Raw genomic sequence first — 25,828 nt, forward strand, 5'->3', positions numbered from 1 at the left:
TCATCAAGATGCTTCTCATTCACTGCCCCTATTGCGAGGAAGAGCGTCCCGAGCTCGAGTTCCGCAATGCCGGCGAAGCGCATATAGCGCGCTCGACCAGCATCGCCGCCGAGAGCGACGAAGACTTCGAAAAATTCTTCTTCATCCGCTCCAACCCGAAGGGTGTAATCTTCGAACGCTGGCGCCACATCCATGGCTGCGCGCGCTTCTTCAACGCCGCCCGCGACACCATCACCGACCGCTTCCTTCTGACCTACAAGGCCGGCGAGCCCAAGCCGGACCTCGAGAAGCTCAAGGCCGACGGTGGCCCGGCCGCCTGGGCCAACCGCCCGCCTGACCAGCTCAACGAAAAGCCCAAGGCAAAACGCTCGACCAAGGGAGAGGCATGATGGCCGGGTCCTACCGCATTTCCGGCCAGGGCCGCCTGACGCCGGCCAAGACCGCGCGCTTTACCTTCGACGGCAAGTCGATGACCGGCCTTGCCGGTGACACCGTCGCGTCGGCGCTGCTCGCCAATGGCGTGCATCTCGTCGGCCGCTCGTTCAAGTATCACCGTCCGCGCGGCATCCTCTCCGCTGGCGCCGAGGAGCCGAACGCGCTGGTCACCGTCAGCCGCGACGCTGCGCGCAAGACGCCCAATGTGCGGGCCACCGTGCAGGAGCTCTATGACGGCCTGACCGTCGCCTCGCAGAACCGCTGGCCGTCGCTCTCCTTCGACGTCGGTGCCGTCAACGATATCGCGTCGCCGATGTTCTCGGCCGGCTTCTACTACAAGACCTTCATGTGGCCAAAGGCTGCCTGGCACAAGTTCTACGAGCCCAATATCCGCGCCGCGGCCGGTCTTGGTGTAGCACCGGACCAACCCGATCCCGACCATTATTCGGCGCTCTACGCCCATTGCGAGGTGCTGGTGCTCGGCGGCGGCGCTGCCGGCCTGGCTGCGGCACTTGCTGCGGCCGAAACCGGCGTCCCCGTCATCATTTGCGACGAGCAGGCCGAGTTCGGCGGCGCGCTGCGTTATGAAAAAGGCGCCGTCATCGACGGCCAGGACGGCTGGAGCTGGGCGCAAGCTGTGGTGGCGAAACTCGCCGCAATGGACAACGTCACCGTTCTGTCGCGCACCACGGCCTTCGGATACTACGCCCAGAATTTCGTCGGCCTCGTCGAGCGTGTCACCGACCATCTTGCGCGCCCCGGCCGCGACGAGCCGCGCGAGCGGTTGTGGCAAGTTCGCGCCAAGCGCGTTGTCATCGCCACCGGCGCCATCGAGCGTCACATGGTGTTTGCCAACAACGACCGCCCGGGTGTCATGCTGGCATCCGCGGCGCGCACCTTCCTCAACCATTACGGCGTCGTCGTCGGCAGACAGATTGGGGTCTATACCGCCAATGACAGCGCCTATGCTGCGGCCATCGACCTCAAGAAGGCTGGCGTCGGCGTCGCCGCCGTCGTCGACCTGCGCGACAACCCGTCTGGCCCGCTTGTCGATGAGGCACGCGCGCTCGGCATCGAGGTCAACCATGGCCGCGCCGTCACCAGCGTCAATGGCAGCCAGCGGATCAAGTCGATGACCGTGCAGGCCAAGGGCGGCGGCGCCGAGCGCACCATCGCCGTCGACGCGCTGCTGATGTCAGCCGGCTGGACGCCATCGGTGCACATGTTCTCGCAGTCGCGCGGCAAGGTTGCTTTCGACGACGCCACCAAGCGCTTCCTGCCCGGTACATATGCTCAGGATTGCGTCTCGGTCGGCGCCTGCAACGGCTCCGACTCGCTCGAAGACACCGTCGCGCAGGCGCTTGAGGCCGGCGCCAATGCCGCCCGCGATGCTGGGGCCAAGTCAAGCAAGGGTGTCACGCTCAAGGTCGAGGCTTCCGAAGGCTGGACCGGCGGTATGCTCGGTTCCGGACCGGGCGCCGGTGCCGGTACCACGGTCAAGGCCTTCGTCGACTTCCAGAACGACGTCACCGCCAAGGACATCCGCCAGGCAGTGCATGAAGGCATGCGCTCGATCGAGCACGTCAAGCGCTTCACCACCAACGGCATGGCCACCGACCAGGGCAAGACGTCCAACATGCACGGCCTTGCCATCGCGGCTGAGGCGCTAAACAAGGACATCCCGGCCGTCGGACTCACCACCTTCCGCGCGCCCTACACACCGGTGACCTTCGGCGCCATCGTCAACCACGCCCGCCACGGGCTGTTCGACCCGACGCGCAAGACCCCGACCCATAGCTGGGCCGAGAGCCATGGCGCGGTGTTCGAGGATGTCGGCCAGTGGAAGCGCGCCTGGTATTTTCCACGCGCCGGCGAAGACATGCATCGAGCCGTCGACCGCGAATGCGTCACCGTCCGCAAGTCTGCCGGCCTGTTCGACGCCTCCACCCTCGGCAAGATCGAGGTGGTCGGTCCTGACGCCGCCAGGTTCATGGAGCTGCTCTACACCAACCCGTGGGAGAAGCTCGAAGTCGGCCGCTGCCGCTATGGCATCATGCTGCGCGAGGACGGTTTCATCTATGACGACGGCGTCGTCGGCCGCCTGGCGCAGGACCGCTTCCACGTCACTACGACGACAGGTGGTGCTGCCCGCGTCATGAACCACATGGAAGACTATCTCCAGACCGAGTTCCCCGATCTCGACGTCTGGTTGACCTCAGTCTCCGAGCAGTGGGCCGTGATTGCGGTACAAGGCCCCAACTCGCGTGACATCATCGCGCCGCTGGTCGAGGGCATCGACATGTCCGACGAGGCCATGCCGCACATGTCGGTGCGAGAAGGCAAGATTTGTGGTGTGCCGACCCGCCTGTTCCGCATGTCCTTCACCGGCGACCGCGGTTTCGAGGTCAACGTGCCGGCCGATTACGGCCGCGCGGTGTGGGAAGCTTTGTGGGCCGAGGGCCAGAAGCACGGCGCCTGCGCCTATGGCACCGAGGCGATGCACGTGCTGCGCGCCGAGAAGGGCTACATCATCGTCGGCCAGGACACTGACGGCACCGTAACGCCCAGTGACGCCGGCCTCGACTGGGCCGTCGGCAAGAAGAAGACCGACTTCGTCGGCATTCGCGGCATGACGCGCCCCGACCTTGTCGCCAAGGGCCGCAAGCAACTCGTTGGCCTCAAGACCAAAGATCCGCGCACTGTGCTCGAAGAGGGTGCCCAGATCGTCGAGAACCCCAAGCAGGCGATCCCGATGAAGATGATCGGCCACGTCACCTCGAGCTACTGGTCGGCCAATTGCGACCGCTCGATCGCCATGGGCCTCGTGCTCGGCGGTCGCGACCGGATTGGCGAGACGCTCTACGTGCCGATGCCCGATGGCGTCATCGAGGTGGAAGTCACCGGAACCGTATTCTTCGACGAGAAGGGAGACCGCCTCAATGGCTAAGGTCGCAATCGCAACCCGTCAGCCGGCGCATGCCGGCAAAAGCCTCGGCGGGCATGGCGTTTCGCTCAAGGTTCTGGAACCGGCCAACCGCATGTCGCTGCGTGCCCGCCCAGCCGCCGTCGCCGCGCTGTCCAAGGCGATCGGCGTGACCCTTCCGGAGAAACCCAAGAGCTCGGCCGTCAAGGCTGGCCGCACCGTGCTCTGGCTCGGCCCTGACGAATGGCTTGTTATCGACGAGGCCGGCGGCGATCCCATCGGCGACTGCGCTTCGGTCAAGGGCCTGCACTCGGCGGTCGATGTCTCGCATCGCAATGTCGGCATCGCCGTCATTGGCCCCAATGCGGCTGATACCATCAATGCCGGCTGCCCGCAGGACCTGTCGCTTGCAGCCTTCCCGGTGGGTGCCGCCTCGCGCACCGTGCTCGGCAAGGTCGAGATGGTGCTTCTGCGCACCGGCGAGGATGCCTTCCGTCTGGAATGCTGGCGCTCGTTTTCCGACTATGTCTGGGGCTTCCTGTCCGAGGCTGCCCGCGACGGCTAGTCCGCGCGAGCTTTCTTCCGAAGAGCTGCCTCGCCCCGGAACCTCGGGGCAGGGCAGGCGTTTGTTCTCGACGCTGAAGAGAGGACAAATCCATGCCATCCATGCCCGTGCAAACCACCGGCCGGATGCGGCCGCAGCGCGAAAGGCGCGCCCGCCGCAACGACGAACGGCCGAAGGATCAGCAGGTCCTGCAGCAGGAACTCGACGAGGCCCTGGAAGACAGCTTTCCTGCCAGCGACCCGGTGTCGGTCACCTCGACGACGATTTCCGGCGCACCGTTTGGCGATGAGAAGGGCCAAACGGCCGATCAATAGAGGTTGTCTGCCGCTATTGGTGCAATCTGGGACAGCTTATGGGAAAGCTCTCGCGGCATCGATCCTTTGCGGATGCCGACAAGACCCCTGCTACATGCCAGAGGACCTGCCAAAAAACGAAAAAGCCGCCCTTTTACGGGCGGCTTTTCTGGAGGTACTGAGAAAACGTTCAGTTGAAGCTCGGCACGATCCAGGGATTGACGTCGATGCCGACGCGCGGCTTTTCCGCGCTGATCGAATTGGTCGTTTGCGGACCCCTGTCATTCTTGACGGATCCGGTCGGACCACAGTCGAGCTTCTGGCCCGAGATGGTCTGGGTGCACACAGTGGGCTGGTGCGTCGTCTTGTGGGTGTCGTTTGCCATTGCAAAGCCGCTCGTCGCGGCGAGAGCCGCGAGCGCCAGAATAGTCCGTCGCATTGTCATCTCCGTAAATTTTTGCCGTACGTGTACGGTGTGACTTACAGATACGGCCGCACCCTGCGTTTTGCAAGGGATAAACCGTACGCGTACGAAATTAATTTGGATGCACTGACTGCACTGCTACCCAGGGCACTTGCCGGGTTCGTCGGTGAGCGGCGGCGTCTCGCTGGCGGCAAGGCCTGCCATGGCCAGGTCGCCCATCCGCATCACATAGGCCTTCGGATCGCCGAAGGGGTAGAAGGGGAAGGTGATCAGCAGCGACACCGAGCCGTGTGCAACGGTCCACAGCGCGGTGGCGATGGCGCGTGCATCGCCTTTCAGCACGCCGGCGGCAAGGCACGCATGCACCCGTTCGATGATGATCTGGAAAGCCGGGTTCTCTCGCTCCATCTCGTCGAACGTCTCTTCAGGCGGATGCTTCAGCTTTTCGGTCATGAACACGGTGCGGTATTCGTTGGGATTGCCAAGGCCGAATTCCGCATATTCGCTCAGCGCCGCCCGCATTGCCTCGACGGGATCCTCGGGCTGGTTCTGCCGCATCCGCCGCGCCAGGTCGGCGAAGGCATCCTCGGCCAGCGCCATCAGAATTTCCTGTTTGTCGGCGAAATAGGAATAGACCGACATCGGCGCATAGCCGACCCGCGTGGCGAGCTTGCGGATCGTCAGACCTTCGTAGCCTTCTTCCCGTACGAGCGCGTGGGCCGCCGCCACCAGTTCGGCCCTGAGTTCGGCCTTCTGGAGTTCGCGTCGCTGTGCTGCACTGCTGGACAAGAAACCGCCCTATCGTTTCCCGTGATCTGATCAAAGGAGTCTATACGGCGAGCCATAATGCGGCAAGGCGAGCACGCTAGCTCATCGGACCTAGCGCAATGCCGGTCCGGAATGGGCAGCAACGAAGACGGAAGGGATCAGGCTGTTTCGCGCTTGGGCTCGACGAAGGTCATGGTCAGCCAGCGTGCGGTGAGGGCCGGCTTCTTCTGGTCCTCGATCTCGATCGTCACATCATGCGTCGCCTGGATCCAGCCCGACGGGCGGATCTTCAGGCCCGACAGCACGAAGCGGGTGCGGATGCGCGAGCCGGTCTTGACAGGGGCGACGAACTTCAGCTCCTCGAAACCCTGGTTGATGCCCATGCTGCCGCCTTCGAGCGAAGGCAGCGTGTCGAAGGTCATCGCCGAAAGCAGCGACAGCGTCAGGAAGCCGTGCGCGATGGTGCCGCCGAAAGGCGTCTCGGCCGCCGCGCGGTCGGGGTCGCAATGGATGAACTGGTGATCGTCGGTGGCGTCGGCGAACTGGTCGATCATCAGCTGGGTGACAGTGCGCCATGGCGAGACGCCAACCTCCTTGCCGAGATTGGCCTGAAGTTCGTCGAGGGTGATCGATTTCAGGCTCATTGCATCCTGTCCTGCATAAGAAAAAGTCATGCGGCGCTGTAACTGCGAGGACTGATACAGAATCAGACACGCCATGTCATCGCTTGTGGCGGCAAATCCGTCGCAGATTGGCCAGTATCAGCAGATGATTTTGCTATTCGGCCGGCTCGACGCCGGTGTAGGCGGCTTCCTCGAGCTCGCGCTTGAGGCGGCTCTCCTCGGCGACTTTGGGCGTGATGAAGCGTCCGAGCAGCAGATAGGCCACCGGCGTAAGGAACAGTGTGGAGATCGTGGCGAGCCCGAGGCCACCGACGATCACCCAGCCGAGCGCGATGCGCGCCTCGGCGCCGGCGCCCTGTGCCAGCACCAGCGGCAGGCCGCCGAGCACGGTGCAGATCATCGTCATCATGACAGGTCGCAACCGGATCGTCGCCGCTTCCTCGATCGCCTGGCGCACGCCCATGCCGCGGTCGCGCAACTGGTTGGCAAACTCGACCACCAGAATGCCGTTCTTGGCCATCACGCCGACAAGCAGCACGAGCCCGATCTGGCTGTAGGCGTTGAGCGAGGTGCCGGTCAGGATCAGCGCGAAAACGGCGCAGGCGAGGCCCAAGGGCACCGTCGCCATGATGATGACAGCCGAAACGAAGCTCTCGAACTGGGCCGCCAGCACCAAGAGGATGATGACAATGGCAAAGCCGAAGATCGTCAGCATGCTGCCGCTGGTCTCGTTCAGCGTCGCCGCCTCGGCGAGCGGCAGCAGGCGGCTGCCCGCCGGCAGGACCGGTGCCGCGATCTGCTCGACTTCCTTCAGTGCATCGCCGAGCGCAAAATCGTCGGCCAGGCCGGCGGTGATGGCGACGGAACGCTGCTGCTGTTCGCGTGACAGCGACGGCGGCACGGCGCGTTCGCTGAGCGTGGCGATCGTCGACACCGGCACGAAGCGGCCGTCGGTCGTCCTGATGAAGATGTTCTCGAGGTCGGTCGAATCGTTGATCGGATTGGTGGTCGAGACCAGCTTCACGTCGTAGCTGCGGTCCTCGATGAAGACGCTGGATATCTTGCGGCCGTCGAGCATCGCCTGCAGGGCAGGGGACAGGCCATTGATGTCGATGCCGAGGTCGGAGGCGCGCTCGCGGTCGACGGTGACGAACAGCTGCGGCTGGTTGGCGTCGGTCGAAAGCCGCGGCTGGCGGAAGCGCGGATCCTTCTCCATCTCGGCCAGCACCTTGGCGGCGGCGGTGCCGAGATCGGCATAGCTGTTGCCGATCAGCGCGAATTGCAGACCGTTGCCGGCGCCGCGAATGCCCAGGCTGTTGGGCTGTCCGACCGTGGTGCGCACGCCGGGCACCTGGCTGGTGCGGGCCAGGATGTCGGCGGCGATCTCTTGCTGGGTGCGGCTGCGCTCGCTCCACGGCGCCAGCGACAGCACCATGAAACCGCTGTTGTTGTTGTTGCCCATGCCGGCGCTGACGAAGGTGCTCTCGATCTCGCCCGACTTGCGCAGCGGCTCGATCAGCCCCTCGATGCGGCGCAATTGCGAGGCGGTGTAGTCGAGGCTGACGCCTTGCGGGGCCGAGACGCGCAGCATCACCAACGAGCGGTCCTCGGTCGGCGTCAGCTCCTGGCGCACGCTGCCGAAGGCGACATATGCCGCGCCCGCAAACAGCAGCGACACGAGGATGACGATAGCGGGCGCATTGAGGCAAGCATGCAAGCAGCGTTTGTAGAGCGCGGCGAGCTTCGTGCCGATCCTGCCGAGCACGCCGCCATGGCTGTGCTCGATGCTCTTTTCGGTCAGCATGCGCGAGGCCAGCATCGGACACAGCGACAGAGCCACGATCGACGACAGAAGTACCGAGATCGCCAGCACGAAGCCGAACTCGCGAAACAGGCCGCCGGTCTGGCCGGGCAGGAACGAGATCGGGATGAACACTGCGGCAAGTGTCGCCGTCGTTGCCACCACCGCGAAAAACACCTCCTGCGTGCCAAGCACGGCAGCCGCCCGCGGGCCCATGCCCTCGTTGCGGCGGCGGACGATGTTTTCGAGCACGACAATGGCGTCGTCGACGACGAGGCCCGTCGCCAGCACCAGCGCCAGCAGCGTCAGGATATTGACCGAGAAGCCTGCAAGATAGATGCCGGCGATCGTGCCGATCATTGCCACCGGCATGGCAAAGCCCGGGATCAGCGTCGCGCGCCAGTCCTGCAGAAAGGCATAGATGACGATCAGCACGATCGTCACCGACAGGATCAACGCGATCTCGACCTCGTGGATGGCGCCCTGGACAAGCGTCGCGTCATCCGACGTCACCCGGATCGTCATGCCGGGGGGCAGCGTGGTCTGGATCTTCTCTGCTGCCGCGCGCACGCCCTTGGAGATGTCGAGTGTGCTCGACTGAGCCTGGCGCACGATGCCGATGCCGATGCCGGTCTTGCCGTCGGAGCGCAAAGAGGTCGAGCCCGGGTCGCCGCCGAGCGTGACGGTGGCGACGTCGCCGAGCTTGGTCTTGCCGTTGATGATGATGCTCTCGAAGGCCTCGGGCGTCGTCACAGCCGCACTTGCGCGGACGATCAGGTCCTGGTTGCCGACGGTCAGAGACCCAGCGGGTGCGTCGAATGACACGCTCGCCAGCGCGTTCGAGATGTCGGCCAGCGTCAGGCCGAGGCTCGCCACCTTGGCCTGGTCGATGTCGACGCGGAAGATCTTGGCGCGGTCGCCATAGGTCTGCACGTCGGCGACGCCGTCGACGGCGGCCAGCGTGTCGACGATCTGGTCCTCGACCAGGATCGTCATGTCCTCGACCGGCATGGTGTCGGAGGTCACCGCCAGCCGCATCACAGCGTCGGCATTGGCGTCGGCCTTGACGATGCGCGGCGCATCGGCGTCGTCGGGCAGCGAGTTGGTCACCCGGCCGACAGCGTCGCGCATGTCGGAGGCGGCAACGTTGAGGTCGACGCCGTCATTGAATTCGACTGTTACCCGGCTGTTGCCGTAGGACGAGCTCGACGAGATCGATTTGACGCCGGTGACACGCGCCACAGCCCCTTCGACCACCGCCGTCACCTCGCGGTCGACGATTTCGGCCGCGGCATCGGAATAGGTCGTCGACACGGTGATGACAGGTCGGTCGACGTCGGGCAGCTCACGCACCTCGACGCCGTAGAATGCGGCGAGGCCGGCGACCACGATCAGCGTGTTGATGACGAAGGCCAGCACCGGCCGGCGCACGAACAGTGCGGTGATGCCTTTTTCGGCGTTCTCGTTCTTGGTGGCGCTCATGCCGGCGCTCCCGCTCAGGAGCCGCTGCCGCCGGCCTCGCGGCCGGCAATCAGCAACTCGGCGCCTTCGCGCACCGTGTGGATGCCCTCGGTCACCACCTTGTCGCCTGATGTCAGCGCCGCCTGCACCAGCACGCTGTCGGTGTTGCGCTGGATGATACGCACCGGAACGCGCTTGGCCTTGCCGCTGTCGAGCGCCCAGACGAAGGCGCCGTCGCCGCCCCACTGGATCGCCAATGGGTCGACCGAGGGATAGGTGTCGCCGGGAAACTGCATCGCTACCTGGAACGACATGCCGGCGCGCAGCGCGTCGTCGTCATTGTCGATCCGCGCCTGGATGCGCAGCGTGCGGCTCTGTTCATCGAGGCGATTGTCTATGGCACTGACCTCGCCTTCGAACACCCGGTCGGGGCGCGCTACCGAGCTTGCGCTCAACGGCGCGCCGACCGAAATCAGCCCGGTGAAGCGCTCCGGCACCCAGATGTCGACGATGATCCTGGAACGGTCGTCGATGGTGGCGATGGTGGTCTGGCTGGTAACGTAGTTGCCGGCCTCGACAGGCAGGATGCCGACGATGCCGGCAATGGGCGCGGTGATGGTGCGGCGGTCGAGCGCCAACGCTGCGTCGCGCACGGCCAGACGCGCATTCTCGACGGCGAGTTCGGCTTCCTTGAGCTGCACGGTGGTTGCCGTGTTGGTGGCGCGCAGCGCCTTGATGCGCTCCAGCGATGCCTCGGCGTCGCCCTGGGCTATGCGGGCGCGTTCGAGCGCGATCTCTTCCGAATCGGAATCGAGCCGGGCAATCATCGTGCCCGCAGTGACTTTCTCGCCGGCTGCGACCGAGACTTCAGTCAGCCGCCCCGATGCGTAAGGGTTGATGACAACCGAGTTGAGTGCCCGCCCGGTGCCGATCGCCGACAGGCGGTCGTTGATCGTGCCTGACGCCACCGTCTGCGTCACGACAGGTGTCTGCGGCTGGCCGCCACGATTGCCGCCCTGGCGGTTGCCGCCGCTGCCGTTGCGCGCCGCCGCCTGCGGCTGTTCGGTCTTGGCCTGGGCCCAGTCGATGCCCCAGCTGGCAAGGACCGTGCGCGAGCTCGGCACCAGCAGCACCCATCCGGCGGCTGCCGCAAGTACAATGACAAGTGCCAAGACAATCTGCTTCCAGGCGGCCATGCGTACTCCGGTCTGCTGCGTATTCGTTCCACTCGGGAACACGTGGCGTCTCATCGCTGGCAAAGCACTGCACTGTTGCCGCACCTTGCCAAGGGATCGTTCGTCGGCAACCGGGCGCAAGCCCATCGGGGCGCCAGTATAGCCTAGTTCGTCAGCCGAGGCTTAGGGCAAATCTGGCTGTCTGGCACATTAAATCTGCGTAATATTTGCAGGATTTACCGCGCGCTCAGCGCAAGTCCTCGATCGCGCGAATGCGTCTTGCCGCTTCCGTTTCGAGCTTGCTGGTCAGCGCGCCGACAACCGTTTCGGCGGCGACGAACAGCGCCGATGACGAATCCCACGCCGACGGCACCGCCGTGCGCCCTGCGATCACGTGGCGAGCGAAGCGCGCGATCGGCGACAGCCACTGGTCGGTGAACAGGACGATGGTGGCGCCTCTGGCATGGGCCTTCTCGGCAAAGCGGATCAGGCTGTCCTGGTAACGCCTGATGTCGAAGATCAGCAGCGTGTCGCGCTTGCTCATGTCGATCAGCTTGTCGCGCCACAGGCTTTCCTGTCCGACGAGATGGGTGACGTCAGGCCGAATCAGGTTGAGGTGGGCTGCCATGTAGCGCGCCAGTGGGTCGGTGAAGCGGCCGCCGACGAGATAGACGTGCCCTTTCGGGCCGGCCAGTTGGGTGACAATGTCGGCGAGCTGCCTGTCGGAAATGTGCCGGAAGGTCTCGCGGATGTTTTCGAGCACCGCTTCGAGTATGGGCGCTGTCGAGGCGGGTAGCAGCGACGGCGTGGTTGTCGTTCGCGACGCCGGCGATTGCAGCTGGGCGGCCAGCTCGTCCTGGAGTGCCGACTGGAATTCCGGGTAGTTCTGGAAGCCGAGCCTGGCAACGAAACGCAGGATGGTGGGCGAGGACACACCGGCCTGCTGGGAGAATTCGGCCACCGTCTTCAGCCCGATCAGTGGATAGGAGGCGATCAGCGTCTGCGCCGCCCGGCGCTCGCCGGCAGGCATGGTGTCGATCTTTTCGGTGATCAGTTCGGCAACGCTCGAAACCATCCTCATCCCCTGCTGCATCCACTGCCGTCCTGGCCCAGCGCACAGTCCGGCTCAGGCCCGAAATGACATTTGACAAACTCTCTCAATGTGTATGAAATCATCCAAAGGGGCGCAATGAACAAAAATACGTAACATACGATACGGCCCCGGGGATGACTGAATGGGAACGGGCCAGGCCGCTGCGCGTGCAATGTCGAATGCCGTCCGGGTGACGAACCGGGCCGGGCGCAGTCCTTTTGTCATCCTGTGCGACCACGCCTCAAATCATCTGCCCGCAAACTACGGCACGCTTGGTCTCGATGCGTCCGAAATGCTGCGCCACATCGCCTGGGATCCGGGCGCCTTGCCGGTGTCGCAACGCATGGCCGAGGGCCTTGATGCGACGCTTGTCGAATCCTGCGTGTCGCGCCTTGCCATCGACTGCAACCGGCCGCTCGCCGCTCATGACCTGATCCCGGAGATCAGCGAGACGACGGCCATTCCAGGCAATGCGGCTCTCACCGCCTCTCAGCGCGAGGCGCGAATCGCGCTATCGTGGCGCCCGTTCCACGAGGCGATCGACGAGGTCGTTTCGGAGCGGCTCCGCGAAGGGCGAGAGACGAGACTGGTGTCTGTCCATTCCTTCACTCCGGTCTACAAGGGCGTCTCGCGCCCCTGGCACATCGGCATCATCCATGACGAGGATTGTCGGCTTGCCGCACCGCTGATCGCGGCGCTGCAGAGGCTCGACGGCGTGACTGTTGGCGTCAACGAGCCCTATTCGCCTGAAGACCGCGTCTATTTCACCCTGGAACACCATGGCAGGTCGCGCGGCCTGCCATGCGCGATGATCGAAATCCGCAACGACGAAATTTCGGCTCCGGCCGGGCAGCGGAAATGGGCGGATCTGCTCACGGGCATCTTTGCAGAGTTCGAACCGGAAGCGGGCGAGGCCGCTCCCTACCAGGCAAACGCCTGACAACTGGCCGAACGGAGAACGAGTCATTGCCGAATGCCGCAATTCTATTCGTCCGGTACGTCGATGCGATGAACCATCGCATCGGCCGTGGCGCCATGTATCTGCTCTATTTGATGGGCGCAATCCTGCTCGGCTCGACGATTTCGCGGCTGCTGCTTGGTGTGCCCTTCAATTGGGCGCTCGAGATGTCGCAGTTCATCCTTTCTGCATACTATCTTCTGGGCGGCGCCTATACGATGCAACTCGGCGGACACGTGCGCATGGACCTGTTCTACAGCAGGCTCGCCGCTCGGAAGCGGGCTGTCACCGACGCGATCACCGTTCTCTTCGTCATCTTCTATCTTGCGGTGCTCCTCGGCGGTGCCGTCTCCAGTACGAACTACGCCATTGTCTACAGCCAGCAGAACTACTCCGCCTGGGCCCCCGTGTTGTGGCCGATCAAAGTGATCATGACGTTCGGCATCTTCATGCTGCTGCTGCAGTGCATCTCCAACTTCTTCAAGGACGTCGCGGCAGCGCGTGGAAGGCCGATTGCATGAGTTCGGAATTCATTACCCTCTTCATGTTCGGAACCATGATGGTGCTGCTGTTTACCGGGCAGCGCGTGTTCGGCGTCATTGGGTTTGTTGGTTCGGCCGCGGCGCTTTGGCTGTGGGGCCAGGGCTCATTCGAAATGCCGTTCAATGCCGCCTTTCAGGTGCTCAACTGGTATCCCCTGATCACCGTGCCGTTCTTCATCTTCATGGGCTACATGCTCTCGGAATCGGGCATGGCGAGCAATCTTTACCGGCTCTTCCACGTCTGGTTCGGGCCGGTGCGAGGCGGGCTGGCGCTCGGCACGATCGGTCTCATGGTGTTGATTGCGGCGCTGAACGGCCTGTCGGTCGCCGGCATGGCAATCGGCGCGACCATCGCGCTGCCGCAACTGCTTCGCCATGGCTACGACAAAGTCATGGTGACAGGCGTCGTCCAGGCCGGCTCCTCGCTCGGGATCCTGATACCGCCCAGCGTCGTGCTGGTGCTGTTTGCCATGATCGCACGCCAGCCGGTTCTCGACCTCTGGTTGGCGGGCGTCGGCCCCGGCCTGCTGATGGCCTTCATCTTCGCCGCCTATGTCGCCATCCGCTGCTACTTCCAGCCGGAGATTGGTCCTGCGCTGCCGGCGGAAGAGCGGGCAGAGATCACCTGGTCGGAAAAGTTCGGGCTGCTGCGGGCCGGCCTGCTGCCAATCGCCATCTTTGCCGTCATGATGGGGCTGTTCCTGACCGGAACTACCAGCTTGGTGGAAAGCTCGGCGGTTGGTGCGGCGCTCGCCATGGCGGCAGCCTGGCTGTCAGGGAACCTCGACCGCAAGGTCTTCGAGGAATCGACGCGCAACACACTGTCGATCAGCTGCATGTTTCTGTGGATCATCCTTGGCGCACTCTGCTTCAGCTCCGTCTATGACGGGCTTGGCGCGGTGAAGGCTGTCAAAACAGTTCTGGTTGACACCTGGGATTTCGAGCCCTGGACAATCCTGGTGCTGATGCTCCTGTCCTTTGTCGTGATGGGCATGTTCCTCGACGACACCGCCATGCTGGTGATCGTCGCTCCACTCTATATCCCGCTCGTCATCAGTCTCGGCTTCAATCCGATCTGGTTCGGCGTCCTTTACACGATCACCTGTCAGATCGCCTACATCACCCCGCCGTTTGGCTACAATCTGTTCCTGATGCGGGCCATGGCACCGCCGGAGATCACGCTGGGCGACATCTACCGATCCATCGTGCCCTTCTTCGCGCTGATGGTATTGTCGCTGATACTCATCATGGTCTTTCCGCAGATAGCACTCTGGCTGCCCTCGCAAGTCACGGGCCGATGAGGCTGGCATGACGGAAAGGGAGGAGGCGGCACCGAACGAACTGGCATCCCGAACGTGAACGAAGCAAGCAATGGGAGTAAGTGAGATGGACGACAGGAAGACCCTTAACAAGCGCGAGTTTCTTCGGAAATCCGTGCTGGCGAGTGCGGGCGCTGTTGGCGCCACCGCGCTGGCCACGCCCTATGTGAAGGCGCAGAGCCCGATCAAGTGGCGTATGCAGACCTACGCCGGGCCGGCATTGGCCGAGCACGTGGTCAAAAACTCGATCGACTGGTTCAACAAGGCCGCCAATGGCGAGATGGAGATCGAGCTCTACACGGCTGACCAGCTTGTTCCGCACGGCGAACTGTTCCGCGCGGTCCAGTCTGGCACGATCGACTTTGCCCAGAGCGACGACGATTCGGCCGCGGCGCCCGTCGACGTCAGGGTGTTCGGCGCCTACTTCCCGCTCGCCTCGCGCTACTCGCTCGACGTTCCGGCGCTCTGGCATTGGCACGGACTCAAGGAAGTCTGGGAGGAGGCTTATGCCGAGATTCCGGACGTCACCTGGCTCAGCACAGGTTCGTGGGACCCCTGCAACTTCGGCACCACCAAGCCGATCAAATCGCTGGCCGACCTCAAGGGCCTCAGGGTCTACACCTTCCCGACCGGCGGCCAGTTCCTGTCCAAATTCGGCGTCGTGCCTGTGTCGCTACCGTACGAGGACGTTCAGCCGGCGATCCAGACCGGCGAACTCGACGGCGTTTGCTGGTGCGGCATTACCGAGATGCACACGGTGGGCTGGGCCGACGTCTTGAAATACTTCTTGACCAACCCGTTGTCAGGCGCCTGGGCCGGCTCGTACTTCGTCAATACCGAGAAGTGGAAGGCCGTCCCCGAACACCTGCAGCAGCTTCTGCGCATGGCGATCGACAGTTCGCACTACTACCGGCTGCATTGGTACTGGGCCGGTGAGGCGAATTACCGCAACACTGGAAAGCTCGAACTGACCACCATCCCCGACGCCGAATGGAAGCAGGTGGAGGACGAGGCGACGAAGTTCTGGGGTGAGGTCGCTGGCCAGAGCCCGCGGAGCGCAAAGGTCGTCGAGATTATCAAGAAGTACAACGATTCGATGATCAAAGCCGGCCCGCCCTACCGTTACGGCTGAGCAGCCATCTTTGGAAACAGGTCCGTCCGCGTGTGCGGGCGGACCGCGCCTACGCAGGTTTCAAACGCCCAGGAGCAGTAAATGGCCGGAAATCTTACATTCGATCAGCTGAAGGAGGCTGTCGCCGCCGGCGAGATCGACACGGTGCTCGCTTGCGCCGTCGACATGCAGGGCCGTCTGATCGGCAAGCGGTTTTTGGCCAGGTATTTCGTCGAATCCGCCTATGACGAGACGCATGGCTGCAACTACCTGCTTGCCAACGACATCGATATGGAGCCGGTGCCCGGCTACAAGGCGGCAAGCTGGTCGAAAGGCTATGGCGACTTCGTCATGAAGCCCGACCTCAACACCATCCGCAACGTGCCCTGGCTCGAAAAGACAGCGCTGTTGCTCTGCGACCTCAAGGATCACCGCACGCATGAGGACCTGGCGCACTCGCCGCGTGGCATCCTGCGCAGGCAGGTCAAGCGGCTGCAGGAGCGCGGCTATCTCGCCTATTTCGCATCCGAGCTCGAATTCTACCTGTTTTCCGAAACCTACGATTCGGCCCGCGCCAAGCACTGGCAGAACCTCGACACCGCGTCGCCCTATATCGGCGACTATCTGATCGGCATCACCACCAAGGAAGAAGGCGTCATGCGCCGGCTTCGCAACGAGATGGAAGCCGCCGGCATCCCGATCGAGAATTCCAAGGGCGAGTGGGGCCCGGGCCAGGAAGAGATCAACGTCCGTTACGCCGAAGTTCTTGAGATGGCCGACCGCCATGTCATCCTGAAGAACGGCGCCAAGGAGATCGCAGCCTCCGAAGGCAAGGCGATCTCGTTCATGTCCAAGTACAATTACGGCCTCGCCGGCAATTCCAGCCATATCCACAATTCGCTGTGGAGCGCCGACGGCAAGACGCCGCTGTTCTACGACAAGGGTGCGGAGTGGACCCTGTCCAAGCTCGGTCAGCAATGGTCGGCCGGCCAGCTCAAATATGCCAAGGAGTTCACCTGGTTCCTGGCGCCCTACATCAACTCCTACAAGCGCTTCCAGTCGGGCACGTTCGCGCCGACCAAGATCATGTGGAGCGAAGACAACCGCACCGCCGGCTTCCGCCTCTGCGGCGAGGGCACCAAGGGCATCCGCATGGAGTGCCGTATCGGCGGCGCCGACCTCAACCCCTATCTCGCCTTTGCTGCGCTGATCGCCGCCGGCCTCGCCGGTATCGACGAGAAGCTCGAACTGCAGAAGCCGTTCTTCGGTGATGCCTACCAGGCCGCCAGCCTGCCCGAAATTCCGAAGACCCTGCGCGATGCCACCGAGACGCTGGCGTCGTCGAAGATGCTCAGGGAAGCGCTCGGCGAGGAGGTCGTCGACCACTACGTCCACACCGCGCGCTGGGAACAGTTCGAATACGACCGCCGCATCACCGACTGGGAGCTGCACAGAGGCTTCGAGCGGTACTAAAGTCACCATCACTGCGTGACCCTCCTTTGGCCTGCCGGCCAAGGGAGGGTGTTGAACTTGGAAGGACAATAGACATGACCGAGACGGTCAAACTCAAATCCCCCATCGATGGCTCGATCTATGTCGAGCGGCCGGTCGCTTCCGACCAGGCGATCAATGCAGCGGTCGAACGCGCGCGTACCGCACAGGCCGAATGGGCCCGCGTGCCGGTCGCCGAGCGCGCCGCCTACATGCTCAAGATGCTCGAGGCGCTGGTTGCGATGAGCGACGAGATCGTGCCCGAACTGGCCTGGCAGATGGGCCGGCCGACCCGCTATGGCGGTGAGTTCGGCGGCGTTAGGGAACGCACCCAGTACATGGTCGAGATCGCCGAGCGCGCGCTCGCGCCGGTGCCGGCGTCCAATCCCAAGGACGGCTTCCGCCGCTATGTGAAGAAGGACCCGCTGGGCGTGGTCATGGTGATTGCGCCGTGGAATTATCCGTATCTCACCGCCGTCAACACCATCGTGCCCGCGCTGATCGCCGGCTCGACAGTCATTCTCAAGCACGCCGCCCAGACGCTGCTCGTCGGCGAGCGCTTCGCCCGTGCATTTGAAGCCGCCGGCCTGCCGAAGTACGTCTTCCAGAACCTGGTGCTCAACCACACCCAGACCGAGAAGCTGCTCGGCTCGGGCAAGATCGACCACGTCAACTTCACCGGCTCGGTCGCCGGCGGCCGCGCCATCGAGAAGGCAGCAGCGGGCACCTTCATGACGCTTGGCCTCGAGCTGGGCGGCAAGGATCCTGCCTATGTGCTGCCCGACGCCAAGCTCGACCATGCGGTTGCCAATCTGGTCGAGGGCGCGTTCTTCAATTCCGGTCAGTGCTGCTGCGGCATCGAGCGCGTCTACGTCCACGAAAAGATCTACGACCAGTTCGTCGAGGGCTTCATCGCCGAGACGAAGGGTTATGTGCTCGGCAATCCGCTCGAGCAGGCAACGACAATGGGCCCGATGGCCCAGGCGCGCTTCGCCGACTTCATCCGCGAGCAGAAGGCCGAGGCCCTGCGCAAGGGTGCGGTGGCGCACATGAACACCAGGGACGCGCAGGACAAGGAAGGCTCGCCCTACCTGCCGGCCGAGGTGCTGACCAATGTCGACCATCAGATGTCGGTGATGCGCGAGGAAAGCTTCGGCCCGATCGTCGGCATCATGAAGGTGCGCAACGACGAAGAGGCGATCGCGCTGATGAACGACAGCCCCTACGGCCTCACCGCGTCAATCTGGACAGCCGACACAGAGCACGCCATCTCGGTCGGCGACCGCGTCGAAACCGGCACCGTGTTCATGAACCGCTGCGACTATCTCGATCCGGCCCTCGTCTGGACCGGCGTCAAGGACACCGGCAAGGGTGCTGCGCTGTCGCAGATCGGTTACGACAATTTGACCCGGCCGAAGTCTTATCACTTGCGCGAGAAGATCTAGGAGCACAGCTGACAGCAGGATGACCATCGCCCAGCCCCCCGCAGCCGAAGACGAGCCCAAAGGTTTGGGGGGCTGGCTGATTCTCGTCATGGTCGGAATACTGGTCGCGCCGTTCTATGGGCTTGGGCATCTGGATGTGCTGGCTGCGTTCATGAAAGAGCCGCTGCCAGGGCATCTGAACAAGTTCTTGGGCTTTGAGCTGATTGCATATGTGGTCACTTCACTGGCGTTTCCGATCGGCCTGTTGGTCGTGATGTTCATGAAGAAGCGCTACTTCCCGCGTCTTTATGTGGCATGGGCGCTGGTGAACATCGCGGTGGTCATCGTGCATATGTTCGTGGCAGCGGTTTTCTTCGGGAACCTGTTTCAGACCCGGGCGACATCGCTTCTCGACGTCTTGCTGAGCGGTCTCTGGCGCGCCGTAGGACTCTACGGCGTCGGCATCATCTACATGCGGAGGTCCCTTCGCGTCCGTAATACCTTCATCAACTAGTGAGAAAAGACGTGTCCAAACTCGTTTCCAAGTGGAACTACCCGACCACCGTCCGTTTCGGCGCCGGCCGCATCTCCGAGCTGCCCGACGTGCTTGCCGCCACCGGCATCAAGAAACCGCTGTTCGTCACCGATCCCGGGCTCGCCAAGCTGCCGGTCGTGGCATCCACGCTGAAGATCCTCGACGACGCCAAGGTGCCCTATGGCGTCTTCTCCGACGTCAAGCCGAACCCGGTCGAATCGAACCTCACCGCCGGCATCGCCGTGTTCAGGAAGGGCAAGCATGACGGCGTCATCGCCTTTGGCGGCGGCTCGGCGCTCGATCTCGGCAAGCTGATCGCCTTCCAGGCCGGCCAGACGTTGCCAGTGTGGGATTTCGAGGATGTCGGCGACTGGTGGACCCGCGCCAACTCCGACGCCATCGCTCCCATCATCGCCGTTCCGACCACCGCCGGCACGGGCTCCGAGGTCGGCCGCGCGGGTGTCATCACCAATGAAGAGACCCACACCAAGAAGGTCATCTTCCATCCCAAGCTTCTGCCGGCGATCGTCATCGCCGACCCCGAGCTTTCGGTCGGCATGCCGTCATTCATCACTGCCGGTACCGGCATGGACGCCTTCGCCCACTGCCTCGAAGCCTATTGCGCGCCCGGCTACCACCCGATGGCCGACGGCATCGCCGTCGAAGGCATCCGCCTGGTGTTCGAGAACCTGCCCAAGGCGTTTGCCAACGGCAAGGACCTCACCGCCCGCGCCCACATGATGAGCGCTGCCGCCATGGGGGCCGCTGCCTTCCAGAAGGGCCTCGGTGCCATCCACTCGCTGTCGCATCCGATCGGCGCGCTCTACGACACCCATCACGGCATGACCAACGCCGTCTTCATGCCTTATGTGCTCGCCTTCAATCGCGACGTCATCGAGGAGAAGATCGTCAGGCTGTCGGCCTATTGCGGAATCAAGGGCGGTTTCGACGGTTTTGCCAAGGCGGTGATCAAGCTGCGCAAGGAACTAAAGGTACCGCATGCGCTGCCGGGCCTGATCAAGGGCCTCGACATGGACAAGAAGCGCAAGACCCTGATCGCCGACATGGCCGTGGTCGATCCGACCGCCGGTGGCAACCCGGTCAAGCTCACCAAGAAGGCCGCCCTCGGCTTGCTTGAAAACGCCATCGAAGGGACGGTTTGAGACTAGTGTCGAGACACGATCCCGAATTGTATAGTCGGCAAAACAAAGGGGAGGCTTGGGGGACATCCGGAATTTAATTAGCCGGTAAACAACGGCGACGATTGCGACAACCGATTAAAAGTAGTTAACTTTTTTCCACTGCGGGCGGTGGCTTCATGGAACTTTCATGCGACTGTCACATGAAGCCATTACCGCATCGCAGGCGTCTCATGGCGTCAGTTCAACGGAGAGAACACATGTTCAAGTTTGCAGGGAAAGTGCTTTCCCTAAGCGCGGCGTCGCTGATGGTGACGACGGCTTTTGTGTCGGCCCAGGATATGGCCGCACTCGAAGCCGCCGCGAAGGCGGAGGGCCAGCTGACCACGATCGCGCTGCCGCATGACTGGTGCGGATATGGCGCCGTCATCGAAGGCTTCAAGAAGAAGTACCCCGAGATCACCGTCAACGAGCTGAACCCCGACGCGGGCTCCAGCGACGAAATCGAGGCGATCAAGGCCAACAAGGACAACAAGGGCCCGCAGGCGCCTGACGTCATCGACGTCGGTCTCTCCTACGGTCCGCAGGCCAAGGCCGACGGCCTGATCCAGCCCTACAAGGTCGCGACCTGGGATTCGATCCCCGACACCGCCAAGGACGCCGAAGGCTACTGGTACGGCGACTATTACGGCGTGCTGTCCTTCGAAGTGAACAAGGACCTCGTCAAGAATGCGCCGGCCGACTGGGCCGATCTGCTGAAGGACGAGTACAAGAACTCGGTTGCGCTCGCCGGTGACCCGCGCGCGTCCAACCAGGCGATCCAGGGCGTCTATGCCGCCGGTCTCGGCTCGGGTGCCACCGACGCCGCTTCGGCTGCCGAGAAGGGCCTCGCCTTCTTCAAGGAACTGAACGCCAAGGGCAACTTCGTGCCGGTCATCGGCAAGTCGGCCACCCTCGCACAGGGCCAGACCCCGATCCTGATCACTTGGGACTACAACGCCCTTGCGGGCCGCGACACGCTGAACGGCAACCCGCCGGTCGACGTCGTCGTCCCGGCCTCGGGGGTCGTTGCCGGCGTCTATGTCCAGGCGATCAGCGCCTATGCGCCGCACCCGAACGCTGCCAAGCTGTGGATGGAGTACCTCTATTCCGACGAAGGTCAGCTCGGCTGGCTGAAGGGCTACTGCCACCCGATCCGCTTCAACGATCTCGCCAAGAACGGCAAGATCCCGCAGGACATGCTCGACAAGCTGCCGCCGGCCGCTGCCTATGAGAAGGCCGTGTTCCCGACGCTTGAAGATCAGGCCAAGGGCAAGGAAGCGATCACCAAGCAATGGGATGCCGTTGTCGGCGCCAACGTTCAGTAACTGAGCATCTGCTATCGCGGGCGGCTTCGCGGCCGCCCGCATTTTTCTCTCAAGACGGCGCTCCGATGACCCAAGCCAGCATTTCCGACACGGCCATCGCCACACGCTCCGCTCCGCCGGATGCCCGCAGCGGTTTTCGCCTGCCGACCCATTGGCTCGGCGTTGCGCCGTTCTTCATCTTCGCCCTGATGTTCCTGATCCTGCCGACGCTGTATCTCGTCATCGGCGCATTCCAGAACGACCAGGGTGAGTACACGCTCGACAACATCCGGCAGCTGTTCCTCGACGCCTCCATTCGCGACGCCTATTGGGTGTCGATCAAGATCAGCTTCTGGTCGGCCACCATCGGCGCCTTCATTGGTCTCGCCATGGCGATCGCCATCGTGCGCGGCGGCCTGCCAAGCTGGGTGCGCTCGTCGACGATGACGTTCTCCGGCGTCGCCTCCAATTTCGCCGGCGTGCCGCTGGCCTTCGCTTTTCTCGCCACTCTCGGCCGTCTTGGCCTGGTCACCGTCCTCCTGCGCTATATCGGCATCGACATCTACGCGATGGGCTTCAATGTGCTCACGTCGTGGGGCCTGATCATCGTCTATCTGTTCTTCCAGATTCCGCTGATGATCGTCATCATTACGCCGGCGATCGACGGCTTGAAGCGCGAATGGGGCGAGGCTGCCGCCACGCTCGGCGCCACGACCTGGCAATACTGGCGCATGGTCGTCATCCCGGTGCTGTGGCCAAGCTTTCTCGGCACGGTCATCCTGTTGTTCGCAAATTCCTTCGGCGCGATTGCCACAGCCTATGCCTTCACCGGCTCGTCGCTCAATATCGTGCCGATCAAGCTCTACGCGCAGATCCGCGGTGACGTGCTGCACAACCCGCATCTCGGCTATGCACTGGCCTTCGGCATGATCGTCGTCACCGGCCTTGCCAACATCTTCTATATCTGGTTCCGCACCCGCAGCGAGAGGTGGCTCAAATGAAGACCAGTCGCTTCTGGGCCTGGCTCGTCTTTGCCGTCGGCGCCGCCTATTTCTTCATTCCGCTGATCGCCACCTTCGAGTTCTCGCTGCGCATGCGGCGCGGCGAATACTCCTTCGATGCCTACCGCGTCGTGCTCGGCGACAGCCGCTTCCAGGAAACTTTCGCCTATTCGGTGACAGTCGCGGTGTTTACGATCCTGCTCGGCGTGTTCCTCGTCGTGCCGACGGCGTACTGGATCAGGCTACGCATGCCGCAGCTCCGCCCGGTGGTCGAGTTCATCACGCTGCTGCCGCTGGTCATCCCGGCGATCGTCATCGTCTTTGGCTACATCAGGATGTATGGTTCCAATTCGCCGCTGCCGTTCCTCGGCTCGGCGCGCGGCACTGACGCGCTGCTGGTGATCGGCTATGCCACGCTGGCGCTGCCCTACATGTACCGCGCCGTCGACACCGGCCTGCGCACCATCGACGTTCGCACGCTGACCGAAGCCGCCCAAATCCTCGGTGCCGGCTGGACCACGATCATCGCCCGGGTCATCCTGCCCAACGTGCTGATCGCCGTACTGTCTGGCGCCTTCCTGACCTTTGCCATCGTCATCGGCGAGTTCACCCTGGCCAGCCTGCTCAACCGCCCAGCCTTCGGCCCATACCTGCAGAACATTGGTGCCAACCGCGCCTATGAGCCGGCGGCGCTCGCGGTCATCGCCTTTGCCATCACCTGGGGCTGCATGTCGGTGATCCAGATCCTCGCCCGTTTCGCGCCGAAGTCGGCAAACCGCCCGAACTGAACAAGAAGAGCACAAGCCAATGGCCGATCCCTTCCTTTCCATCCAGAGCGTCAAGAAATCCTTCGGCAACGTCGCCGTGGTCAAGGACTTCAACCTCGACGTCGGCGCCGGCGAGTTCGTCTCGTTCCTCGGACCATCGGGCTGCGGCAAGACGACCATGCTGCGCATCGTCGCCGGCTTCGAGGAGCCCAGCGCCGGCAAGGTGCTGATTGGCGGCAAGGATGTCACCGGCCTCAAGCCCAACCAGCGCAACATCGGCATGGTGTTCCAGGCCTATGCGCTGTTTCCCAACCTGACCGTCGCCCAGAACATCGGCTTTGGCCTCAAGGTCGCCGGCGTCCCCAAGGCGGAGGCCCAGGCGCGCATCGATGAGATGCTCGGCATCATCAAGCTGCCCGACTTCGGCGACCGCTATCCCTACCAGCTTTCCGGCGGCCAGCAGCAGCGCATAGCACTTGCCCGCGCGCTGGCACCCAAGCCCAAGCTCTTGCTGCTCGACGAGCCGCTGTCGGCGCTCGATGCCAAGGTTCGCATCTCGCTGCGCGAGGAAATCCGTTCGATCCAGAAGAAGCTCGGCATCACCACCATCTTCGTCACCCACGACCAGGAGGAGGCGCTGTCGATGTCCGACCGCATCGTGGTGATGAATGAGGGCCGCGCCGACCAGACCGGCACGCCGTTCGAGATCTACAACCGCCCGTCGACCAAGTTCGTCGCCAATTTCGTCGGCACGCTCAACGTGCTCGAAGGCACGATCAGCGACGCCGCCTCCGGCACGGTCAAGATCAACGCCGAGGAGATCGGCCTCAAGGGCAAGCTCAACGGCTCCAAGTCAGGCGATACGCTGTCGCTGGCGCTGCGTCCCGAGGCGATCTCGCTCGGCCGCAAGGCCGGCAACGATTCGAACCTCACCGGCCAGATCGCCGACGTGCATTTCCTCGGCTCGGTCATCCGCGTCCGCGTCGGCGTCGGCCAAAACGTCGTCTCGCTCGACACGTTCAACAGCCCGAGCAGCCCACCGCCGGTCGTTGGCCAGAAGACCGAAATCAGCTTCTCCTCCGGAGACGTGCTGGTGCTGCACTAGGGGGCCGCTGCCCTTCGCGCGCGGACCATTGGCATTTCAAAGAGGCGGGGATTTCCCGCCTCCGATTTGAGCGGGAAGAGAACTCCTACGGTCGTGAAGTTCTATTGGCAGGCTGCTCCGAGCGTGTCGGTGCCAATCTCGACTGCCTCATTCCTTCACACCCCCCTCTGGCCTGCCGGCCATCTCCCCCACAAGGAGGGAGATTAGTCGCGTCGCGGTCGGCGTTCATCCTGCGAATTGAATTCGTAAGGATTAGCTTTGCGACGTTGGTGTTTGGCTGGGACGGGGATGAAGGGGTGATCTCCCTCCTTGTGGGGGAGATGGCCGGCAGGCCAGAGGGGGGTGCGAAGGATCGCTACCTGCGCAATTTGGCATCGGACCTTTCGCGCTCTGTCGACTCTGACACGTCATCCCGGGTCTCGCTTCGCTCGCCCGGGATACGATCGATGGTGGCGCGCCTTTCCCCATCGTTACAACAAGCGTGGTTTGGCGAGGGCCTTCCCAAATCCCCCACCGCCCTGTCTACTCCGGCCATGGCCTTCACGCTTCGCCAGCTTCAGTTCTTCGTCGCCGTCGCCGAGCAGGGCACGATCTCGCGCGCGGCGCAGAACCTGTCGATCTCGCAGTCGTCAGTCACCGAGGCGATCAAGGAGCTGGAAGCCGACCTCGGCGTCGAGCTGTTCGAGCGTCATCCGCGCGGACTCAACATCACCCATAAGGGCCACCAGTTCCTGCGCCACGCCACCAAGATCCTGGCTGACGTCTCCGACGCCCGGCGCACCTTTTTCGGCGGGCAGGCGACCGCGACCGGACAGCTTAAACTTGGCGTCACTTCGCTGGTTGCCGGTTACGTGCTGTCCGATCTGCTTGCGCGCTACCGCCGCGCCCATCCGGCCGTTGAGATCTCGGCCATCGAGGACAATGGCGACTACCTCGAGCATCTGCTTGTCGGCGGCAAACTCGACCTCGCCGTCATGGTCACCTCCAATCTGCGCGACCGCATGGCGCTGCAATCGGAAATCCTCGAGGTCTCTGCCTATCGCCTCTGGCTGCCGCTCGGCCATCCGCTCGCCTCGGCCGAAATCATCAGCGTCGGCGACATCGCATCCGAGCCACTGATCATGCTGTCGGTCGACGAGATCGAGGAAAACACCGGCAAACTGCTTTCGGCGATCGGTGCCAAACCGCATGTCGCCTTCCGGACACGTTCGGTCGAGGCGGTGCGTTCGCTGGTGGCGACGGGGGCAGGAGTGGCGCTGCTGCCCGACCTCGTCTACCGGCCGTGGTCACTGGAAGGCGATCGTATCGAGTCCCGCGACGTCTCGGGTTCGCTGCCGGTGGTGCAGGTCGGCATGGTGTGGCGGCGCGGCTCGTCGTTGCCGGCGGCGGCGCGCGATTTCATTGGCATCGCGCAAGCACAGCGCACCGTCCGCCAGAAGCTCTGACGGATCTGTCCGGTATCGGAAAAACCGATATCACCCTTCTTTCGAATGAATTTGCGAAACCTGCGCTTTCGCAGCACCTTTCGT

23 protein-coding genes are annotated in these 25,828 nt (G+C 63.4%); 17 read left to right on the forward strand and 6 right to left on the reverse strand.

What is annotated here, in order from left to right; all coding sequences use genetic code 11:
• Window positions 1-8 precede the first annotated feature (8 nt).
• The 4 genes from SLT36_RS09085 to SLT36_RS09100 all read left to right on the forward strand — a co-directional run bounded on the left by SLT36_RS09085 (window position 9) and on the right by SLT36_RS09100 (window position 4,237).
• A complete protein-coding gene (locus tag SLT36_RS09085) occupies window positions 9-389 on the forward strand; it encodes a sarcosine oxidase subunit delta (RefSeq protein WP_432286961.1) in 381 nt (126 codons plus the stop codon).
• Window positions 389-3,382 (forward strand): sarcosine oxidase subunit alpha, encoded by a 2,994-nt coding sequence (locus SLT36_RS09090; protein WP_432286962.1) that lies wholly within the window; start codon window positions 389-391, stop codon window positions 3,380-3,382. The genes SLT36_RS09085 and SLT36_RS09090 overlap by 1 nt, the downstream gene beginning before the upstream one ends.
• Window positions 3,375-3,923, forward strand: a complete 549-nt coding sequence (locus SLT36_RS09095) for a sarcosine oxidase subunit gamma (protein WP_432286964.1) — start codon at window positions 3,375-3,377, stop codon at window positions 3,921-3,923. Before SLT36_RS09090 ends, SLT36_RS09095 begins: the two co-directional genes overlap by 8 nt.
• 92 nt (window positions 3,924-4,015) lie before the next feature.
• Window positions 4,016-4,237, forward strand: a complete 222-nt coding sequence (locus tag SLT36_RS09100; RefSeq protein ID WP_432286965.1) for a hypothetical protein — start codon at window positions 4,016-4,018, stop codon at window positions 4,235-4,237.
• A 169-nt stretch (window positions 4,238-4,406) separates the two neighbouring features.
• Here SLT36_RS09100 and SLT36_RS09105 read toward each other — a convergent pair whose 3' ends face one another.
• The 6 genes from SLT36_RS09105 to SLT36_RS09130 all read right to left on the reverse strand — a co-directional run bounded on the left by SLT36_RS09105 (window position 4,407) and on the right by SLT36_RS09130 (window position 11,561).
• Entirely contained in the window at window positions 4,407-4,655 is a 249-nt protein-coding gene (locus tag SLT36_RS09105) for a DUF680 domain-containing protein (protein ID WP_432286967.1), read from the reverse strand.
• Between the two features lie 123 nt (window positions 4,656-4,778).
• Complete coding sequence (locus SLT36_RS09110) at window positions 4,779-5,429, reverse strand: TetR/AcrR family transcriptional regulator (protein WP_067958193.1); 651 nt, start codon at window positions 5,427-5,429, stop codon at window positions 4,779-4,781.
• Window positions 5,430-5,566: 137 nt separating this feature from the next.
• On the reverse strand, window positions 5,567-6,052 hold the full coding sequence (locus tag SLT36_RS09115; protein WP_269441453.1) for a MaoC family dehydratase: 486 nt from the start codon (window positions 6,050-6,052) through the stop codon (window positions 5,567-5,569).
• 133 nt (window positions 6,053-6,185) lie between these two features.
• A complete protein-coding gene (locus tag SLT36_RS09120) occupies window positions 6,186-9,314 on the reverse strand; it encodes an efflux RND transporter permease subunit (protein ID WP_432286969.1) in 3,129 nt (1,042 codons plus the stop codon).
• Window positions 9,315-9,328: 14 nt separating this feature from the next.
• Window positions 9,329-10,489, reverse strand: coding sequence for an efflux RND transporter periplasmic adaptor subunit (locus tag SLT36_RS09125; RefSeq protein WP_432286971.1), 1,161 nt, complete (start codon window positions 10,487-10,489; stop codon window positions 9,329-9,331).
• A 226-nt stretch (window positions 10,490-10,715) separates the two neighbouring features.
• On the reverse strand, window positions 10,716-11,561 hold the full coding sequence (locus SLT36_RS09130; protein WP_432286973.1) for a MurR/RpiR family transcriptional regulator: 846 nt from the start codon (window positions 11,559-11,561) through the stop codon (window positions 10,716-10,718).
• Window positions 11,562-11,703: 142 nt separating this feature from the next.
• Here SLT36_RS09130 and SLT36_RS09135 point away from each other — a divergent pair, with 142 nt between their 5' ends.
• The 13 genes from SLT36_RS09135 to SLT36_RS09195 all read left to right on the forward strand — a co-directional run bounded on the left by SLT36_RS09135 (window position 11,704) and on the right by SLT36_RS09195 (window position 25,744).
• Window positions 11,704-12,501, forward strand: coding sequence for an N-formylglutamate amidohydrolase (locus SLT36_RS09135; protein WP_432286975.1), 798 nt, complete (start codon window positions 11,704-11,706; stop codon window positions 12,499-12,501).
• A gap of 68 nt (window positions 12,502-12,569) precedes the next feature.
• Entirely contained in the window at window positions 12,570-13,040 is a 471-nt protein-coding gene (locus SLT36_RS09140) for a TRAP transporter small permease subunit (protein WP_432286977.1), read from the forward strand.
• Window positions 13,037-14,362: a TRAP transporter large permease gene (locus SLT36_RS09145; protein WP_432286978.1), complete on the forward strand. Its 1,326-nt coding sequence runs from the start codon at window positions 13,037-13,039 to the stop codon at window positions 14,360-14,362. Before SLT36_RS09140 ends, SLT36_RS09145 begins: the two co-directional genes overlap by 4 nt.
• 85 nt (window positions 14,363-14,447) lie before the next feature.
• Window positions 14,448-15,512, forward strand: a complete 1,065-nt coding sequence (locus SLT36_RS09150; protein WP_432286979.1) for a TRAP transporter substrate-binding protein — start codon at window positions 14,448-14,450, stop codon at window positions 15,510-15,512.
• A gap of 81 nt (window positions 15,513-15,593) precedes the next feature.
• Entirely contained in the window at window positions 15,594-16,964 is a 1,371-nt protein-coding gene (locus SLT36_RS09155; RefSeq protein WP_432286980.1) for a glutamine synthetase family protein, read from the forward strand.
• A 74-nt stretch (window positions 16,965-17,038) separates the two neighbouring features.
• Window positions 17,039-18,427, forward strand: coding sequence for an aldehyde dehydrogenase family protein (locus tag SLT36_RS09160; RefSeq protein WP_432286981.1), 1,389 nt, complete (start codon window positions 17,039-17,041; stop codon window positions 18,425-18,427).
• A 19-nt stretch (window positions 18,428-18,446) separates the two neighbouring features.
• The gene (locus tag SLT36_RS09165; RefSeq protein WP_432286982.1) at window positions 18,447-18,920 is read left to right on the forward strand and encodes a DUF2569 family protein; all 474 of its coding nucleotides are present in this window, start codon (window positions 18,447-18,449) and stop codon (window positions 18,918-18,920) included.
• An 11-nt stretch (window positions 18,921-18,931) separates the two neighbouring features.
• Window positions 18,932-20,104 (forward strand): iron-containing alcohol dehydrogenase, encoded by a 1,173-nt coding sequence (locus SLT36_RS09170; RefSeq protein ID WP_432286984.1) that lies wholly within the window; start codon window positions 18,932-18,934, stop codon window positions 20,102-20,104.
• A gap of 236 nt (window positions 20,105-20,340) precedes the next feature.
• Window positions 20,341-21,447 carry an ABC transporter substrate-binding protein gene (locus SLT36_RS09175; protein ID WP_115730865.1) on the forward strand — a complete coding sequence of 369 codons (1,107 nt, stop codon included), beginning with the start codon at window positions 20,341-20,343 and terminating at the stop codon, window positions 21,445-21,447.
• A 65-nt stretch (window positions 21,448-21,512) separates the two neighbouring features.
• Window positions 21,513-22,427, forward strand: coding sequence for an ABC transporter permease (locus SLT36_RS09180; protein WP_432286985.1), 915 nt, complete (start codon window positions 21,513-21,515; stop codon window positions 22,425-22,427).
• Window positions 22,424-23,215, forward strand: a complete 792-nt coding sequence (locus tag SLT36_RS09185; protein ID WP_310322468.1) for an ABC transporter permease — start codon at window positions 22,424-22,426, stop codon at window positions 23,213-23,215. Before SLT36_RS09180 ends, SLT36_RS09185 begins: the two co-directional genes overlap by 4 nt.
• A 19-nt stretch (window positions 23,216-23,234) precedes the next feature.
• On the forward strand, window positions 23,235-24,299 hold the full coding sequence (locus SLT36_RS09190) for an ABC transporter ATP-binding protein (protein WP_067958237.1): 1,065 nt from the start codon (window positions 23,235-23,237) through the stop codon (window positions 24,297-24,299).
• A 533-nt stretch (window positions 24,300-24,832) separates the two neighbouring features.
• Entirely contained in the window at window positions 24,833-25,744 is a 912-nt protein-coding gene (locus tag SLT36_RS09195) for a LysR family transcriptional regulator (RefSeq protein ID WP_067958240.1), read from the forward strand.
• The last annotated feature ends 84 nt before the right edge of the window (window positions 25,745-25,828 follow it).

Origin of the sequence: Aminobacter sp. BA135, from assembly GCF_050859125.1 — a bacterium.
Lineage (GTDB): Bacteria > Pseudomonadota > Alphaproteobacteria > Rhizobiales > Rhizobiaceae > Aminobacter > Aminobacter ciceronei.

What these genes read in the sequence shown, in the direction of transcription:
- SLT36_RS09085 (WP_432286961.1), top strand. Translation starts at nt 9, where the DNA reads ATGCTTCTCATTCACTGCCCCTATTGCGAGGAAGAGCGTCCCGAGCTC.
- SLT36_RS09090 (WP_432286962.1), top strand. Translation starts at nt 389, where the DNA reads ATGGCCGGGTCCTACCGCATTTCCGGCCAGGGCCGCCTGACGCCGGCC.
- SLT36_RS09095 (WP_432286964.1), top strand. Translation starts at nt 3,375, where the DNA reads ATGGCTAAGGTCGCAATCGCAACCCGTCAGCCGGCGCATGCCGGCAAA.
- SLT36_RS09100 (WP_432286965.1), top strand. Translation starts at nt 4,016, where the DNA reads ATGCCATCCATGCCCGTGCAAACCACCGGCCGGATGCGGCCGCAGCGC.
- SLT36_RS09105 (WP_432286967.1), bottom strand. Translation starts at nt 4,655, where the DNA reads ATGCGACGGACTATTCTGGCGCTCGCGGCTCTCGCCGCGACGAGCGGC.
- SLT36_RS09115 (WP_269441453.1), bottom strand. Translation starts at nt 6,052, where the DNA reads ATGAGCCTGAAATCGATCACCCTCGACGAACTTCAGGCCAATCTCGGC.
- SLT36_RS09120 (WP_432286969.1), bottom strand. Translation starts at nt 9,314, where the DNA reads ATGAGCGCCACCAAGAACGAGAACGCCGAAAAAGGCATCACCGCACTG.
- SLT36_RS09125 (WP_432286971.1), bottom strand. Translation starts at nt 10,489, where the DNA reads ATGGCCGCCTGGAAGCAGATTGTCTTGGCACTTGTCATTGTACTTGCG.
- SLT36_RS09130 (WP_432286973.1), bottom strand. Translation starts at nt 11,561, where the DNA reads ATGCAGCAGGGGATGAGGATGGTTTCGAGCGTTGCCGAACTGATCACC.
- SLT36_RS09135 (WP_432286975.1), top strand. Translation starts at nt 11,704, where the DNA reads ATGGGAACGGGCCAGGCCGCTGCGCGTGCAATGTCGAATGCCGTCCGG.
- SLT36_RS09140 (WP_432286977.1), top strand. Translation starts at nt 12,570, where the DNA reads ATGAACCATCGCATCGGCCGTGGCGCCATGTATCTGCTCTATTTGATG.
- SLT36_RS09145 (WP_432286978.1), top strand. Translation starts at nt 13,037, where the DNA reads ATGAGTTCGGAATTCATTACCCTCTTCATGTTCGGAACCATGATGGTG.
- SLT36_RS09150 (WP_432286979.1), top strand. Translation starts at nt 14,448, where the DNA reads ATGGACGACAGGAAGACCCTTAACAAGCGCGAGTTTCTTCGGAAATCC.
- SLT36_RS09155 (WP_432286980.1), top strand. Translation starts at nt 15,594, where the DNA reads ATGGCCGGAAATCTTACATTCGATCAGCTGAAGGAGGCTGTCGCCGCC.
- SLT36_RS09160 (WP_432286981.1), top strand. Translation starts at nt 17,039, where the DNA reads ATGACCGAGACGGTCAAACTCAAATCCCCCATCGATGGCTCGATCTAT.
- SLT36_RS09165 (WP_432286982.1), top strand. Translation starts at nt 18,447, where the DNA reads ATGACCATCGCCCAGCCCCCCGCAGCCGAAGACGAGCCCAAAGGTTTG.
- SLT36_RS09175 (WP_115730865.1), top strand. Translation starts at nt 20,341, where the DNA reads ATGTTCAAGTTTGCAGGGAAAGTGCTTTCCCTAAGCGCGGCGTCGCTG.
- SLT36_RS09180 (WP_432286985.1), top strand. Translation starts at nt 21,513, where the DNA reads ATGACCCAAGCCAGCATTTCCGACACGGCCATCGCCACACGCTCCGCT.
- SLT36_RS09185 (WP_310322468.1), top strand. Translation starts at nt 22,424, where the DNA reads ATGAAGACCAGTCGCTTCTGGGCCTGGCTCGTCTTTGCCGTCGGCGCC.
- SLT36_RS09190 (WP_067958237.1), top strand. Translation starts at nt 23,235, where the DNA reads ATGGCCGATCCCTTCCTTTCCATCCAGAGCGTCAAGAAATCCTTCGGC.
- SLT36_RS09195 (WP_067958240.1), top strand. Translation starts at nt 24,833, where the DNA reads ATGGCCTTCACGCTTCGCCAGCTTCAGTTCTTCGTCGCCGTCGCCGAG.